The organism is Ligilactobacillus ruminis DSM 20403 = NBRC 102161 (genome assembly GCF_900113455.1).
Lineage (GTDB): Bacteria > Bacillota > Bacilli > Lactobacillales > Lactobacillaceae > Ligilactobacillus > Ligilactobacillus ruminis.
The window spans coordinates 22,249-35,846 of record NZ_FOPI01000018.1 but is presented as its reverse complement, the minus strand read 5'-3'; the positions used below and the strand labels follow the sequence as shown (position 1 = coordinate 35,846).

General features: G+C 43.5%; 28 protein-coding genes and 1 tRNA gene. 24 read left to right on the top strand and 5 right to left on the bottom strand.

Features of this window, described 5'->3' with window-relative positions:
- Positions 1-90: 90 nt before the first annotated feature.
- The 4 genes from BMZ95_RS06530 to BMZ95_RS06515 all read right to left on the bottom strand — a co-directional run bounded on the left by BMZ95_RS06530 (position 91) and on the right by BMZ95_RS06515 (position 2,218).
- The gene (locus tag BMZ95_RS06530) at positions 91-489 is read right to left on the bottom strand and encodes an ImmA/IrrE family metallo-endopeptidase (RefSeq protein WP_046922168.1); all 399 of its coding nucleotides are present in this window, start codon (positions 487-489) and stop codon (positions 91-93) included.
- Positions 490-558: 69 nt separating this feature from the next.
- Positions 559-1,344 carry a DUF1828 domain-containing protein gene (locus BMZ95_RS06525; protein ID WP_046922169.1) on the bottom strand — a complete coding sequence of 262 codons (786 nt, stop codon included), beginning with the start codon at positions 1,342-1,344 and terminating at the stop codon, positions 559-561.
- Positions 1,345-1,367: 23 nt separating this feature from the next.
- Positions 1,368-1,859 (bottom strand): DUF6978 family protein, encoded by a 492-nt coding sequence (locus tag BMZ95_RS06520; RefSeq protein ID WP_046922170.1) that lies wholly within the window; start codon positions 1,857-1,859, stop codon positions 1,368-1,370.
- Positions 1,860-1,882: 23 nt separating this feature from the next.
- Positions 1,883-2,218, bottom strand: a complete 336-nt coding sequence (locus BMZ95_RS06515; RefSeq protein ID WP_046922171.1) for a helix-turn-helix domain-containing protein — start codon at positions 2,216-2,218, stop codon at positions 1,883-1,885.
- Between the two features lie 176 nt (positions 2,219-2,394).
- Between BMZ95_RS06515 and BMZ95_RS11595 the strand changes: the two genes are divergently transcribed.
- The 6 genes from BMZ95_RS11595 (at position 2,395) to BMZ95_RS11175 (ending at position 4,597) form a co-directional block, all read left to right on the top strand.
- Positions 2,395-2,517, top strand: coding sequence for a hypothetical protein (locus BMZ95_RS11595; protein WP_263850152.1), 123 nt, complete (start codon positions 2,395-2,397; stop codon positions 2,515-2,517).
- Between the two features lie 177 nt (positions 2,518-2,694).
- Positions 2,695-2,922: a helix-turn-helix transcriptional regulator gene (locus tag BMZ95_RS06510; RefSeq protein WP_046922172.1), complete on the top strand. Its 228-nt coding sequence runs from the start codon at positions 2,695-2,697 to the stop codon at positions 2,920-2,922.
- Between the two features lie 85 nt (positions 2,923-3,007).
- The gene (locus tag BMZ95_RS06505) at positions 3,008-3,781 is read left to right on the top strand and encodes a phage antirepressor (RefSeq protein WP_046922173.1); all 774 of its coding nucleotides are present in this window, start codon (positions 3,008-3,010) and stop codon (positions 3,779-3,781) included.
- Complete coding sequence (locus BMZ95_RS06500; protein ID WP_046922174.1) at positions 3,769-4,098, top strand: DUF771 domain-containing protein; 330 nt, start codon at positions 3,769-3,771, stop codon at positions 4,096-4,098. The genes BMZ95_RS06505 and BMZ95_RS06500 overlap by 13 nt, the downstream gene beginning before the upstream one ends.
- 11 nt (positions 4,099-4,109) lie before the next feature.
- A complete protein-coding gene (locus BMZ95_RS06495) occupies positions 4,110-4,436 on the top strand; it encodes a hypothetical protein (RefSeq protein WP_143454973.1) in 327 nt (108 codons plus the stop codon).
- Entirely contained in the window at positions 4,433-4,597 is a 165-nt protein-coding gene (locus tag BMZ95_RS11175) for a hypothetical protein (protein ID WP_155400488.1), read from the top strand. The genes BMZ95_RS06495 and BMZ95_RS11175 overlap by 4 nt, the downstream gene beginning before the upstream one ends.
- 26 nt (positions 4,598-4,623) lie before the next feature.
- Here BMZ95_RS11175 and BMZ95_RS11270 read toward each other — a convergent pair whose 3' ends face one another.
- Positions 4,624-4,785, bottom strand: a complete 162-nt coding sequence (locus BMZ95_RS11270) for a hypothetical protein (protein WP_164477213.1) — start codon at positions 4,783-4,785, stop codon at positions 4,624-4,626.
- Positions 4,786-4,847: 62 nt separating this feature from the next.
- Here BMZ95_RS11270 and BMZ95_RS11170 point away from each other — a divergent pair, with 62 nt between their 5' ends.
- The 18 genes from BMZ95_RS11170 to BMZ95_RS06425 all read left to right on the top strand — a co-directional run bounded on the left by BMZ95_RS11170 (position 4,848) and on the right by BMZ95_RS06425 (position 13,479).
- Positions 4,848-4,985, top strand: a complete 138-nt coding sequence (locus BMZ95_RS11170) for a hypothetical protein (RefSeq protein ID WP_155400489.1) — start codon at positions 4,848-4,850, stop codon at positions 4,983-4,985.
- A 22-nt stretch (positions 4,986-5,007) separates the two neighbouring features.
- Positions 5,008-5,211 (top strand): hypothetical protein, encoded by a 204-nt coding sequence (locus BMZ95_RS06490; RefSeq protein WP_046922176.1) that lies wholly within the window; start codon positions 5,008-5,010, stop codon positions 5,209-5,211.
- The gene (locus BMZ95_RS06485) at positions 5,212-5,436 is read left to right on the top strand and encodes a hypothetical protein (protein WP_046922177.1); all 225 of its coding nucleotides are present in this window, start codon (positions 5,212-5,214) and stop codon (positions 5,434-5,436) included.
- A gap of 72 nt (positions 5,437-5,508) precedes the next feature.
- Positions 5,509-6,282, top strand: a complete 774-nt coding sequence (gene bet, locus BMZ95_RS06480) for a phage recombination protein Bet (RefSeq protein WP_225354900.1) — start codon at positions 5,509-5,511, stop codon at positions 6,280-6,282.
- A gap of 3 nt (positions 6,283-6,285) precedes the next feature.
- Positions 6,286-7,095, top strand: a complete 810-nt coding sequence (locus tag BMZ95_RS06475) for a PD-(D/E)XK nuclease-like domain-containing protein (RefSeq protein WP_046922178.1) — start codon at positions 6,286-6,288, stop codon at positions 7,093-7,095.
- A gap of 72 nt (positions 7,096-7,167) precedes the next feature.
- Complete coding sequence (locus BMZ95_RS06470) at positions 7,168-8,031, top strand: DnaD domain protein (protein WP_052750349.1); 864 nt, start codon at positions 7,168-7,170, stop codon at positions 8,029-8,031.
- Between the two features lie 9 nt (positions 8,032-8,040).
- Complete coding sequence (locus BMZ95_RS06465) at positions 8,041-8,496, top strand: DUF1064 domain-containing protein (RefSeq protein WP_046922179.1); 456 nt, start codon at positions 8,041-8,043, stop codon at positions 8,494-8,496.
- A gap of 41 nt (positions 8,497-8,537) precedes the next feature.
- Positions 8,538-8,610, top strand: a tRNA-Ile gene (locus tag BMZ95_RS06460).
- 343 nt (positions 8,611-8,953) lie between these two features.
- Complete coding sequence (locus tag BMZ95_RS11165; protein ID WP_155400490.1) at positions 8,954-9,094, top strand: hypothetical protein; 141 nt, start codon at positions 8,954-8,956, stop codon at positions 9,092-9,094.
- Positions 9,052-9,255, top strand: a complete 204-nt coding sequence (locus BMZ95_RS10865; protein ID WP_003696597.1) for a hypothetical protein — start codon at positions 9,052-9,054, stop codon at positions 9,253-9,255. Before BMZ95_RS11165 ends, BMZ95_RS10865 begins: the two co-directional genes overlap by 43 nt.
- On the top strand, positions 9,252-9,485 hold the full coding sequence (locus tag BMZ95_RS06455) for a hypothetical protein (protein WP_003696595.1): 234 nt from the start codon (positions 9,252-9,254) through the stop codon (positions 9,483-9,485). The genes BMZ95_RS10865 and BMZ95_RS06455 overlap by 4 nt, the downstream gene beginning before the upstream one ends.
- Positions 9,486-9,816: 331 nt before the next feature.
- Positions 9,817-10,041: a hypothetical protein gene (locus BMZ95_RS06450; protein WP_046922180.1), complete on the top strand. Its 225-nt coding sequence runs from the start codon at positions 9,817-9,819 to the stop codon at positions 10,039-10,041.
- 99 nt (positions 10,042-10,140) lie between these two features.
- Positions 10,141-10,674 (top strand): hypothetical protein, encoded by a 534-nt coding sequence (locus BMZ95_RS06445; protein WP_046922181.1) that lies wholly within the window; start codon positions 10,141-10,143, stop codon positions 10,672-10,674.
- Positions 10,675-10,696: 22 nt separating this feature from the next.
- Positions 10,697-11,617, top strand: coding sequence for a site-specific integrase (locus BMZ95_RS06440; RefSeq protein WP_046922182.1), 921 nt, complete (start codon positions 10,697-10,699; stop codon positions 11,615-11,617).
- Between the two features lie 8 nt (positions 11,618-11,625).
- Positions 11,626-12,297, top strand: a complete 672-nt coding sequence (locus BMZ95_RS06435; RefSeq protein ID WP_046922183.1) for an N-6 DNA methylase — start codon at positions 11,626-11,628, stop codon at positions 12,295-12,297.
- A complete protein-coding gene (locus BMZ95_RS06430; RefSeq protein WP_046922184.1) occupies positions 12,294-12,782 on the top strand; it encodes a hypothetical protein in 489 nt (162 codons plus the stop codon). The genes BMZ95_RS06435 and BMZ95_RS06430 overlap by 4 nt, the downstream gene beginning before the upstream one ends.
- Before the next feature lie 21 nt (positions 12,783-12,803).
- Complete coding sequence (locus BMZ95_RS11160) at positions 12,804-12,965, top strand: hypothetical protein (protein WP_155400491.1); 162 nt, start codon at positions 12,804-12,806, stop codon at positions 12,963-12,965.
- A gap of 76 nt (positions 12,966-13,041) precedes the next feature.
- A complete protein-coding gene (locus BMZ95_RS06425) occupies positions 13,042-13,479 on the top strand; it encodes an ArpU family phage packaging/lysis transcriptional regulator (protein ID WP_046922185.1) in 438 nt (145 codons plus the stop codon).
- The last annotated feature ends 119 nt before the right edge of the window (positions 13,480-13,598 follow it).

The window sequence follows — 13,598 nt, the reverse complement described above, 5'->3', positions numbered from 1 at the left end:
GAATTCTTTATGATTGTTGACCTTGTTTTATACTTGTCGAAATATCTGTGAAGCTCATTTTCAAGCTTGTAGGCATCTCCTTGTTTTTTCTCAATATCTGTTGAATTCTTCCTTGACGTTCTCGTATAGGTCAGAAGGGATGCACCAAGTCTCGGCAAACTTTATGTAGCTGCAAGAGCTGTCGCCTTTAGATTCTGCATAGCGTCTGATCAAGCCGATTGCAAACCTGTTGGCTGCTGCTTCATACTTGCTCCTGGCAGCATATGTTGAGTAGTAGCACGTGCCAGAATCACCATTGAGAACATGACCTATCTCATGCGCAATGATGAAAGGGATGTGTTCCTTTTTTTCGTAGTTGGTATTGATAATTATTGCCTGTCTGGCGGGAATTGCGCATGAAGGAACATCAGGTGGCAGCTCTCCAGTCAGCGTATATCCTATTCCATGGCTGAATGCAAAATTAAGTAGCCATTGAGTCAATTCATTCACAGTACCATCTCGTTTCGTTTTAAACTTAAGTAGGCCCAGGGGATATATTTCTTTCGATTGCATCTTTACCTAAGCAACTACTTGAAATTTAGACAACCATTCCATTTTTTCCGACCAAAGGAGAACAACGATATTGTAGTTCGAAAATGCCGCTAAAAACTTATCCGATATAGTGTTTGTTTCATTATTAGCCAAGACATAGAATTCTGTATCTGGCCTTAATTCACGAACATCAATAATACTGAGAAGCGGAGAAGTGTATGCTGTGGTAGAGGGGTTGTTTACCATTTGAATGGCCTGTTCTTTTTTCTTTTTACTTTTTCCCACTAAGAAGTTAAAACTGTTTGGATTTCCAGTTTTCCCAATAAAACTAGCATCGGAACTGAATTGCACTCCGTTATCCAGGAAAAAGTTTGCTACATCATCATAAAATAAATCGGCAACTTTTTCTCTTGATGTTTGAAGAAGATCACACACTTTGATTATGCATTGAACGAGTCTTAATTGTGCGCCTGGATATTGTTCCAAGGAAGAAATATCTATTGTTAATTCGTTGTTTGATTGCTTAACGCCGAAGTTTCTTAAGATTCTATCGAAAGTTTTTCTCCTTTTAGAATACTTACCTGAAAACTTAATACCAAGCATGCTTAACTCGTCAAGGGTGTAACCATCGTCTGTCAGGCAATACCCATTTTTGATTTTTACAATGTAAATTGTTATCCGGTCATTATACATATCAACAAACGGCGTGCTAATTTCAATGCAGCCATCTAGTTCGGAGAATTGGATTTTTTCTGTAGCCCACTTGAAGTATTCATCTTTTAGTTTTTGTATTGTTAATATTTCTGATTCCATGCTTGGTTACCTCCTTTTCTTTTTTAAATTTCTAAGTTTTTATTTTCGTTATATCTAAAATACTTATAATTAGCAGCATTTATTCTGTGTAAAACTTTTTTTAAGCAATCGACGAGATCATCCGTTCCACTTTTCCCAAGTTTAATACTTGCTAAAGGGTCTGACAATGGTATTGCAACAGAAATTCCGAAATCTTTATAATCAGCTAAATGGATATGAGGGCAAGGAATTTCTTGACCTGAATATTTATAGTTGCCAATAGGATTTATATGAGGGCGGCCGAATAAATCCACTCTTAGCAAAACATCAGATTTGTGCTTTGTCTCCCTGAGCTGAAACGTACACTTAGGTGATCGGTGTCCCTGCCTGTTTAAGTCAAAGTAAAAGTTATAATTCGTGCCTTTTAAATTCAGAATTCCGTATGTCCCATAATCAGGAATAGTGATAATACCATTATTCTCATCAACAATACTTTTCAGTGCGTTAATCAATGTGTGTACTTCATTTGTATCCAAAATTTAATCACCTCAACACTTCACTATTTCCCGTTCATGATCCGTCTAATTAGCTCTCTGTCTTCATCAGACAACGGCTTACCTCGCCATGTCATAATTACGTCATCATCGGACAACTCGACATTGGAGGGCTTTTTATCCTTATTTTTTCTAGACTCTACTAGATCTGATTTATCAATCCCAAAGTATTCAGCCATCTTGTCTATTTTGTCGATTCTTGGATATGTCTTAGCATGTAACCAGTCTAAAACTGTTGAGTATTTGAACCCTAAAGTAGCGGCAAAATCTTTAGCATTAAGCCCCCGCTTGTCCAGTTCAGATTGGATATTAGCAGCCATCACTTCTTTACTTGCACTCATGTTTCTTCGCCACCTTATTGTATTTCTCAATACCATTATAAGCGTGTTTTAGGCAAAAAAACACGGAAAAAGTAAAAAAAACACGGTTTTAGTATTTACAACACGGTTAAACCGTGTTAAACTATATTTGTAAGGTTGATTGAGACCTTAATAACTTAGAAAGGAGGATACGGTTCTTGAAAAGGACAGAAAAAAAGAACCAGGAGAAAGAAAAATGTCAAAAAGAATGGGTGTTTCGAATAACGGTCGGAACATTCATTCTGGAAGTGATTGACAAGATTCATTCTTGGTTCTTCTAAAACAAATACTAAAGTCAGGGGAGAAATCCCCCAGGCTTTAGTATACCTTGACAGGACCCCTTATTCAACATGAAAAGAGAGACAAAAGATAAAATTACCTTAGGATTGCTGATAGGTATAGCATTGCTGAATCTAATTGATTTGGCACTTAAATTATTCTAGGAAGGAGAATAGCAAGTGACAATTGATAATCGGCCTACATTGCGGGTTCTTCGCGTTGCCAAGGGAATGACCCAAAAAGACGCTGCAAAAGAGCTTGGGGTTAATCCTGGAACCTTGAGCAAATGGGAAAGAGGATTGTCTTTTCCAAATGTTGTTGAAATCGATAGAATTCAGAGGCTTTATAATATCGGCTATGCCGATATTAATTTTTTAAACATAACACGGTTTAACCGTATTGAATGAATTGAAACACGGATTTGCCGAAAGTGAATAGGGTGATATTAAAAATCATCTCTGATTTTAAGCTTTCCTAGAAAGGATGTTTTAAATGAATGAATTAAAGAATTTTAGTTTTGAAGGCCGACAAATCAGAGCCTTGACAATCGAAGGGGAACCTTATTTTGTCGGAAAAGATGTAGCAGAAGTGCTAGGGTACTCAAACAGTCGCAAGGCTATTGCTGATCATGTAGACAGTGAAGATAAGGGGGTAACGAAATGTTACACCCTTGGAGGAACACAACAAACCACAATTATCAATGAGTCGGGTCTTTACAGCTTGATTTTATCAAGCAAATTACCGGATGCCAAGAAATTCAAACACTGGGTCACGTCGGAGGTGCTTCCTGCAATTCGTAAGCACGGAGCATACATGACGGATGCGAAAGCGGCTTCAATCGTGACTGATAAAGGGTCGCTTGCTGATTTACTTCAACAAGCCGCTGAACAACTCAAGCGGAAGGATATTCAAATTGAGCAGATGAAGCCTAAGGCGCTGTTTGCTGATGCAGTGTCAACGAGCGACACACCGATTCTTGTTGGCGAGCTGGCCAAGATTCTGCATCAGAATGGAGTATCGATGGGGCAGAACAGAATGTTCAGATGGCTGAGAGATAACGGTTATCTCATCAGCAAAAAAGGTACCAGCTATAACATGCCGACTCAGCGGGCGATGGAACTGGGACTGTTCAAGATCAAGGAAAACGCCATTACTCATAGCGATGGCCATGTAACGATTACCAAGACGCCTAAGGTTACAGGCAAAGGGCAAGTATATTTCGTAAACAAGTTTGTCGGAGAGGAGGGATTGGCATGCAGAATCTGAAAGCTGAAGTGACCATAACTATTCCAAAGGACATGGTTTTGGTCAATCGGGTCGATTATGAAGACCTGAAGCGGCAGGCTGAAGAGGTCAAAACGTGGTCCGTCGCTGATTTCAAACGGGAGTTGGATATCCCAAAGAATGTCACATGGATTAAAGAATGCCTCCTCAAGCCCAACATCAGCGAAATCAAAAGCTGGTGCACCTTAAAGGAGGGAAGTGGCGGGAGAACAGGAACTGTAATCCTGTCTACCGGGGCTAAGAAGTGGTATAAGGAATTCTTCCCGAAAATTGACTGGGAAGAAAAAATTTGCGAATAGGAGTAATAAAAATGGAAATAAAAGGGGAAAAGGCCGTCATGGTGCCTGCCAGTACCATGGGTTTGTTGCTTGCCATGGCTAGTAATACGAAATGGAAAACAGAAAATAGTGCATGGCTCATTGCCGCTGTAACTTCACATGTCAATGATCCCGATGCAGTAAAAGAGTTGCTAGCTTACATTGCAGCGTTTTGTATCCTAGAAACGCAAGCTCGCGGTGAGGATGCCAAAAAGCTGGTAGACATCACAAAAAAAACGTACGGAGACGAAATGCTTGAAAAGGTGTTTAAGAAAATCGAAGTAATTGAAACTATAAGGAAAAGGAGAAACAAGAAATGAATGCAAAGGACCCATTTGGATTTGAACATACCGACAACGAAATGCGACTTCGAGATGAAGAAGCAAAAACAAAGGTTTTGCTTCTTCAGGAAACTGAAGGGACAAAAAGCCTGATTAAAAAGGCAATTCTAATCAGGCTCTACAAGTGGTTGAAAAACTAATTCTCAATCACTTTCATATAAACGGCTTATCTAGTCCTATTGAGTAAACCGAGGAGAGTATCGTAGGCTTCTTCGTACTTACTGATAACTGAAATGCCTGCAGATACGTTATCTTCCTTGGAAAGTTGTGCAGAGACAACCGCAACGGCTAAATCATGGGCTAATTGCTCGTTAGAAATTTGAGACATATGATCTCACCTCCTTTCTACAAGGAGATGGGTCAATTATAACACCAGCAGGAGGAATTATTATGAGTTTGAAAGTAGAAACGCTGAACTTAATCAGCGTGTTAGTTGATGAATTGAAAGCACCGCACGAACCGTTGGAAGAAGCGCGGATTATAGCGGCGTTGGGTGATTTATGTAAGGCCTATGAACGCCTTATCTAGTATTTAAAAGGAGGAACAAAAAATGAACGTTTTAGCAGGAGTTAAACAGACGAGGAACAGAATCCTCAAGCAGTACACCGTGGGCGATATTGTGCCAGATGATGACTGGTCACTTGAACAGTCACTTGATACGGCGTGGAACAGGTCCGAGTTGATGGACAGCCTTGAAAGACTGGACAGACGCTCTTTGCATCTGTTTGAAGCTGCACTGAAGGGAGGTGAGTAAATGGAATACAAGAAAGATGCCTGTCTGATGATTGACCCTAGGACGGGAGTCGAACAGCCTAAAGAACCGGAGGAAATTGTTAAGGCCTTCGTGAAGCAAGCCAAGAAACCGTATAGCTTGCTTTGTGCCTTGGATGAGCTGACTTATAAAGACTGGCGGAAATGGGAACCGGTAAGGCAGGACCTGTGGGACATGCTCGAAGAACTGGACAAGTTAGGATACTAAAAAACCGCCCGATATAAGGGCGGTACAGAATTAACACGTGCTAAGTATAGCACACTTTGGGAGGAAATAAAAATGGAAATGAATCAATTGCAGAAGCAACAAACACAAAGAAGCATTACATTCAAGGCAAACGGCGATGACGTGACACTTTCTCCAAGCATCGTGAGGGACTATCTTGTCCGCGGCAATTCCAAAGAAGTTACCGGACAGGAAATTGCGATGTTCCTTAACCTGTGTAAGTTTCAGCATCTTAATCCGTTCCTGAATGAGGCCTTCATTGTCAAATTCGGAGATAAGCCCGCACAGCTTATCACGTCGAAAGAGGCCTTCATGAAACGTGCTGAGTCTCATCCTCAGTACAACGGCCTTAAAGCGGGCGTAATTGTTGTGAATAACAACGGGGTTGAGTTCCGCAACGGTGCCTTTACAGTACCGGACTTTGATCAGCTTGTCGGCGGCTGGTGTGAGGTGTACCGCAAAGACAGGGATATTCCCGTCAGGGTTGAGATTTCGCTTAGTGAATTTTCCAAAGGTCAGTCAACCTGGAAGACCATGCCGGCAACGATGATCCGGAAGACGGCCATCGTGAATGCCCTGCGTGAAGCGTTCCCGGAAACTCTCGGGGCGCTCTACACGGAAGATGACGACGGACAAATGCAGATGCAGCAGACAAAGAAGCAGGTGCAGGCGACCGAAAACAGCAAGGCCAAGAACAAGGCTGACGCCCTGATTGCACAGGCGATGGATCCGGAACACGTTCAGCAACAGGAAACGGAAGAATTCCAACGCGAACCGCGCCCGGTAGATTTGTTCAATCCGGCAGAAGAATACTCAAAAGGAGAATGAAAAATGGAACTTACAGCGGAAAACTACTACGATAACGCGACAAGCTTTGACTACATGAGTACGTCGCTCTACAAGGACTTCAGGCGGTGCGAGGCGTTTGCGCTGGCCAAGCTGAACGGGGAATACATGCCCGTCATGGATCCTACCGCTCTGCTCGTAGGGAACTACGTGCACAGCTACTTTGAGAGCGAGACCAGTCACTCTGCATTTATCGAGAAAAACAAGGACGCAATGATGACCAAAAGCGGTGCGCTTCGTGCTCCGTACAAGGTCGGCGACAACATGATTAAGTGTCTGGAGGCTGATCAGGTGTTCAATAACCTGTACAGTGTCGGCGAAAAGGAAGTGATTGTGACTGGAGATATCTTCGGCCATCAGTGGAAGGGTAAAATCGACAGTCTCAATCTTGACAAGCAGTACTTCTGCGACATCAAGACCACGGCAGACATTCACAAGGGGTTCTGGGACAAGGATGAGCGTCGCAAGGTGCCGTTCATCAAGGCATACGGATATTACATTCAGATGGCGGTATACACCGAGCTCATCAAGCAGACGTTTGGCGTTGAGTGCCAGCCGTTCATCTTCGCGGTGTCAAAGCAGACACCATGCGACCATGACGCTTTCAGTTTCAATTCCGAACAGGATCAGGAGTATCTCAAGGAGGCTTTGGAAGACGTCAAGGAACATCAGGATCATATAGCTGACCTGATTGCCGGCAGGGCTGAACCGGAGCGGTGCGGTCATTGCGAGTACTGCAGGGCGACGAAGCAAATCACGGCGTTCACAAGTGCTGCGGATATTGAAGTTGAGTAAGGAAGCTTGGGCAGTGGCCGTATGACACCGGACGGGTGGGATGCCCGAATCGGAAAGGAAGGAGAGATAGTCATGAGAGTGGAGAAGATGAAGCGCAGCGGATTCACAATCATCAATAACGGCGTGCTTAATAACACCCAACTGAGTTGGAAGGCAAAGGGTTTGTTTGCTTATTTGTGGTCCCAAAGTGATTCATGGGATTTCTACGAAGTTGAGGTTCTGAAGCATTCTACTGACGGAAGGGCTTCGCTCAGAGCGGGGCTAAAGGAGTTAGAAGAGCACGGATATCTTAAACGATATCGAAACAGGGATGATAAAGGAATTCTTCGTGAAAGCAAGTGGATTTTGTCTGAACAGCCTATGTTCGATTTTCCAAAGTTGGATAAACCTACATTGGATTATCCTACATTGGATAATCGAACACTAACAAGTACTAACCAAAACAATACTAACTTAAACGAAAACGCAGTCGTTGATACTAGTTTAGTTAACATAGAGGATCAGCAGAAACAGACAACCGGCTGCGGCGGCTTCGCCAAAGTAGTCGACTTTTATAAGACCAACTTCGGCCTGCTTAACAGCTACATGGCGGAAGAATTGAGACATACGTACGACGAGTGGAGCAGCCAGTCTGAAGAGCCTGGTGGAATCATAATCAAGGCTATGCAGATTGCGCTTGCGAAAAACGTTAGAAATTGGAAGTTCGTCTGTGGGGTACTTCGGCAGTGGGAAGGAAAAGCACGCACACTTGCTGATGCGGAAGCACTGGAGGCAGAGCACAAAAACAACAGAACATCTAAATCAAAACACGCTAAACCAGGAAATCAGAAAACGATGGAGAACTTCGATGACTTGGCGAACAAGCAGAACGCAGGCATTAACATGAGCGAAACCTTGTCAGATATCGAAGCTCTCAAGAATCAACTTTACGGATAGGAGATTGTTATGTACAGAAGAACGCATGCGGCTTCACACTTTGGAAAAAAGGTTGTCATCGACGGTCTTAAATTTGATTCGATGAAGGAAGCAAGCTTCTATCAGCTTTATCTTAAGCCGAGCGGCTACCAGTTTACCACACAGGAACGATTTACGTTGCTTGAGACATTCCCTCTGGAATTAGTCAAGCTTCGTCAGACGGTATATAAGAGCGATTTCGTGGTGTATGACAAGAACGGCTCAATCAAGCATGTATATGACGTCAAGAACGGATATACCGAGTATGCCATAGACCCTAAGTCCAAGCTCAAGTTCTCGTTGTTTGCGAGAAAGTACGGTGTTCCGGTTGAAGTGGTTGTCATGCGTAAGAACTACTTCAATGTCGCCATTCTGGGCACTACGAAAAAAGTCAAGCCAGTGCCGATGGTCAACATCGATTATGACTGGCAGGACATTATCAGATAATCACACCATGGCAAACCAAACACTGCATTTGCCATGGGCACGGACCCTTAGCTCAGTCGGCAGAGCAGACGGCTCATAACCGTCCGGTCGCAGGTTCGAGCCCTGCAGGGTCCATCGCCCCTATATGCTCCGGGGCGAAAAAAAAGATATTAGTCTTTGACTTTGAGAACGCAAGCATTGACGGGTTTGGATACTCACAATTGAAAACCTGAAGTGTAGCGCAAATCGGGTCATAGATAGCACGCGGGCATCATGGTCAGCGCTCAAAGCGTAACGCGTGCATAGCCGACTGATTGTTCTTGAGTCGATAATTGGTTGGCTAGCCGTTGCTAGGCATAACTCCTTTAAGAAATTAGTTGTAACGTACGGATAATCAGGCTCAAGTGTGCCGGAAACGGTCCATCTCATGATGAGGAGGTTCGAGTCCTCCGCCGGCGCATTGGAAGGAGGAAAGAAGATGAAAAACTACTTAGTGACCATTAAAATCGGCAAGGTCATCACAAACAAGTTGGTCAAAGCTGAAACTGCTGAAGAAGCAGAGAAGGAGGCGCTTAGATGCGCATCACAAGAGACTACGGACTTACAAGCTCCAAATTAGAGCATGACTTGCTTGCACGTTTGAACAGAGATATCATTGTGGCTCACAGGAAAGCCATGGAGAAGAGTCCAGACGATGGACGAGTAAACAGACGCGGAAGGAACAAAACGGCTCAAAGAAGAAAATACACGCATTTGTGGAAGAGAGGTTTGAATGAATGACAAAGTGGAGAATTTACCTGGACGACCCGCTGATGATTCACGACGACAGAAGCGGTTATGATGACGAAGCTGATTTCCTGTACCTGTATTCAAACGATCAGAAGGATTTTGAGAATGCAGCGTTCATCCCGTTTGATGAAATCAAACCGGTTAGTGGGCACACGATTGAATGCAAAGGGTATGTCAATGCTAAGCGGATTGGTTACGTACAGGAAATGGAAGATGAATAGAAGCATCCCCCAATAACTTTTTCAGGCTAGCCCCTTTTGCTGAGAACCAAAAAAGGTTGCCACCTCCTTTTAACGCATCTTATCACAGCAAGCTGTGATTTTGCGATGCTAAAGGAGGTGACAACCTTGGAACAAATCATTTTGATTCTCATTTTAATCTATTTGCTGATAAATAGCAAGTAGGGCTAGCCTGAAGGGCGCGCGTCAAAGCTAACGCATTGGCGCGCGCCCCTTGGGAGGGATGAAGCACGGGCCATTGAGTTTTGGAAAAATATGAAAAATTGAAATTTGAGCCTGTTTCAAGGCGGGAAATTACAAAGGAGATGTAATTTTGAAAAAAACATTGAAGGATTATTGCAGAAATCACAAGACAAAATACGGATTTGACAATCCAGTTGCACGTGAGGCCAGCTGCCTTGGCCATCTGGAAAGCTGGGTTGAACAGGCAGTGAAGGAATACGAGAATTCGGGGCAGATAACCGCCGATACAAGGCTCTGGATCAACACCAACATCAAGCGCATGCAGGAATTCCTGGACGAACTGGAGGAACAGTAATGAATGACATGAATAAGTACGGGTGTCTGTTGTCTTTGGTGTTTCTTGTCTGGTGCATGCTGATGTTTCTGATATGCAACTGGCTTGTGAGGTGAGACGATGGGATTGAAGTTTGGAAAAGCGGTTACGATGATTGTGGAAAGATATGGCTGGAGTGCATTTGACAACTTGAATGCAATTAATGATCCGGATCTTTGCAAGGCTGTTGAAATGGTTCGGAAGGTCAGGAAGAAAAAGGACGATATACATGCGAATAAAACTGGTGCAGATTTGCGCTGTGCACGTCCGCCACGCGAAAAAATCGAGAAAATGGTTGATAAGGGAATGACTTATGCCGAGATTGGAGAGGCAATCGTCTCCACTCCCGAAGCGGCAAGCAAGATCGTCAGGAAGTATGGTTTGTCAGAAAGATACTGGCTTGCGCATGGCATGTACAATCTCATCAAATCAGATCCCTATCGCAAGTTAGTTGAGCAGAAGAAAGCTGAGCTGAAATCCTTGATTAATCACGGAGCCACCGATGCCACCATAGGTGCGGAATTAGGAATGACCGTCAGTCGAGTCAAATACTGGATTAAGGAATGGAATCTAGGGCGTAGGAAGCATATTATCGCAACCGGGAGGTTCAGATAATAAGTAGGAGGGGGGTGATTGAATGCTGCTTGTGGATTACTTTTTAAAGGAAATCGAAACGTACAAAAAGGACCAGGTCCGCGAACAGACATATGGCAAATATCTGTCCAACTGCCGATTTGTGGCCGATAATTGGCCGGGCTTGTCTTTGGAGAAAATGACGGCAGACGACTACCAGCAAATCTTGAACAAGTACGCGGAAACGAGAGAAAAAGCAACGGTTATTGACTTCCATCATCAATTGTCGTGGGCGCTTAAACGAGCATACAACGCAGACGGGCTATTAAAGCGTGACGTTACCTTTGACGCAAAAATCCCAAGGGGAAAGCCTCCGGGCGTCAAAAAGCCAAAATTTATGGAAATCGAAGACATGCAAAAATTGGTCAAAGAGCTTAAACACGAGAATACATCTGAGGCGAACTTTTTTCTGATATTGTTGAAAACTGGGCTGAGATTTGCTGAGGCACTAGGCATCACGCTTAACGATGTCGACTTTGACAAAAAGACAGTCACTATCAACAAAACCCTTGACTATAAAAAACATCGGGAAGGAACGAGGTCTTTTGTACCAACCAAAAACAAGTACTCGGTTAGAACGATCGTTGTAGATGACGCCGTGCTGTATATGCTGTGGAAAAATGCAAAGGGTGCTGATCAGGACGAGAGTATTTTCTATAAAATAAAGGGGTTTCAGTATAACTCTACACTTAACAATTGGCTAAAAAGATCGTGTCAAAAAGCTGGGGTGCCCGAGGTAACGCTACACGGGCTGAGGCACGAGCACGCAACTTATTTGGTGTCGCAAGGGATTAGTAGTATGGCGGTAGCAGAGCGGCTAGGGCATGCAGATGATTCTGTCACAAGAGCGGTGTATATTCACCGACTGGAAACGGAAAGAGCACGAGATAGCAAAGAAATAGCACAGAAAATTGCGAGTTTATGAGGGGTGAGATGATGGTTAAATTTGATGTCAAAACCGTAAACGATTTACTAGGGATTGACGATGCATTCAAGGCACCTGAAAGGCTGATGGAAATTCTGCTTAAGAAAGAAGAACGCGAAGAGCTGTTTGGAAATTTTCTAAAAATTGATACTAATCTTGATTATGACTGGTTCCACGAATACTTTGAAACTGAACAAGCCGAGCGGAAGGCGAAGAAGCAAGATTTTACACCTAATTCAGTTGCTAAACTGGCAAATTCGATTGTTTCTGAACCAGGGCAGACTGATTATTATGAGATGGCAGCAGGTACCGGAGGAATGATGATAGCCCGTTGGGTCTATAATGCTAAAGAAGATCCGGCGTTTGCACACAAAAGAAAAGACACTATGGCCAATGACATTCTAACGTCTAGTATTTTCACATATGATCCACAAGCGTATTGGTATCATCTTGAAGAACTGTCAGATAGAGCAATTCCATTTCTGCTATTCAATGCATCCATCAGAGGCATAAATGCGGTGGTTATCCAATGCGATTCCTTAAGCAGGAAAGCCAAACGGGCATTTTACGTAAAGAGTGACAACTACAATTTTCTGGCATTTTCCAACATTTTGGAGATTCCTAAAACTGATGACTTCGCAAAATTCTTAAACGTGGAGTGGGAGGGTGATCTCGGATGAAATTTGTAGAAGCGGTAAACTGGGTCGAGGAAAAATACGGTGCGCAAGCGTTCGATCATATAGAAGATTACGCCGATGACGAAGCAGTGCAGATTCTTTTGGAAGAGCGAAAACGATCAAGTTCAAAAGCCAACAAGAAGAGTAAAAGAGGAAAGAACCCAGGAGCTGCAACGCTCAGAAACATGATAGAAAACGGGTACACTTACGTAGAAATAGCGATGGTAACAGGGCTATCTTCGGCCGCGGTTGGGAAAATCAGTGGAAAGTACGGTTTAAGGGAGTTCTATTACAAAATGCATCCCAATGTCCGAAGACTCGATGTCAAAGTGTTATGCGTCAATCGCTCAACAGGCGAGCAAGTGGAATTCAAAACCCTGTCAGCCGCCGAGCGTGCTTTTGGATTGCCCCACTGTGCTTTGTCAGAATGGACAAGAAACGGGAGAACTTTTGTGCATGGCGACTGGGAAATAAGGCGAAAAAGTTAAGGCAGCGAGCGACGGTATGCCGTGAGAGTTACTGATACCAGGCGAATGTGGTATGTCAGAGGCGAGAACGGACAGTTGATGACCAGGATTGAGAATGGCATCCCTCACGATAAGTCTGGTACGTGGACGTTTGAAGAGATTAATTCTCGGGGTCTTGACCAGATGGCACGAATCAGAATCTAATAAAAAAAGCCGGTCCTTAAAGCCGACTCTCTAAAATGATATGGCAATCTAATTATATCAAAAAGGGAGTGGCGTTGTGGACGATTTATTGATTGAAATTGACAACATTGACTACAAAGCAACCGCAAGGAATGTGAAGGAGTTCCTGGACAAGAAGCTGCCACGCATTCTCAGAATCGCGAATGCAAGTCCGGCCAGCCTTGCGTCGCCAGTCATTAGCAACATGCCCATTGTGCGTGATGACAGCGTGAACAACACCGAAAGGAAGATGATTAGATACATTGCAGCGCGGGACATAATCACCGGGGTATCTCAGGCGTTCAGTCACTGCTCTCAGACGTCATACTACATCTTCAAGGCACGATACGTGCAAGGCCTTCAGAACTGGCAAGTCATTGATACAATGTATTGCGAGCGTGCAACGTACTACAAGCTTAGGGACAAGGCATTCAACGAGTTCGCCGACTGTTTTGAGATGCAGAAAGGGTGCCCTGATCTGCACGTGTACAAATAGAACGATTATAGAATGTTATTAATAAGCAAGGCGACAAGCCTTGTTTTTTTATATTTTTAACAAAAAAATGCTTGAAAATCATTGACAATACACCTTAAAAGGTGTATTATATAATTGTA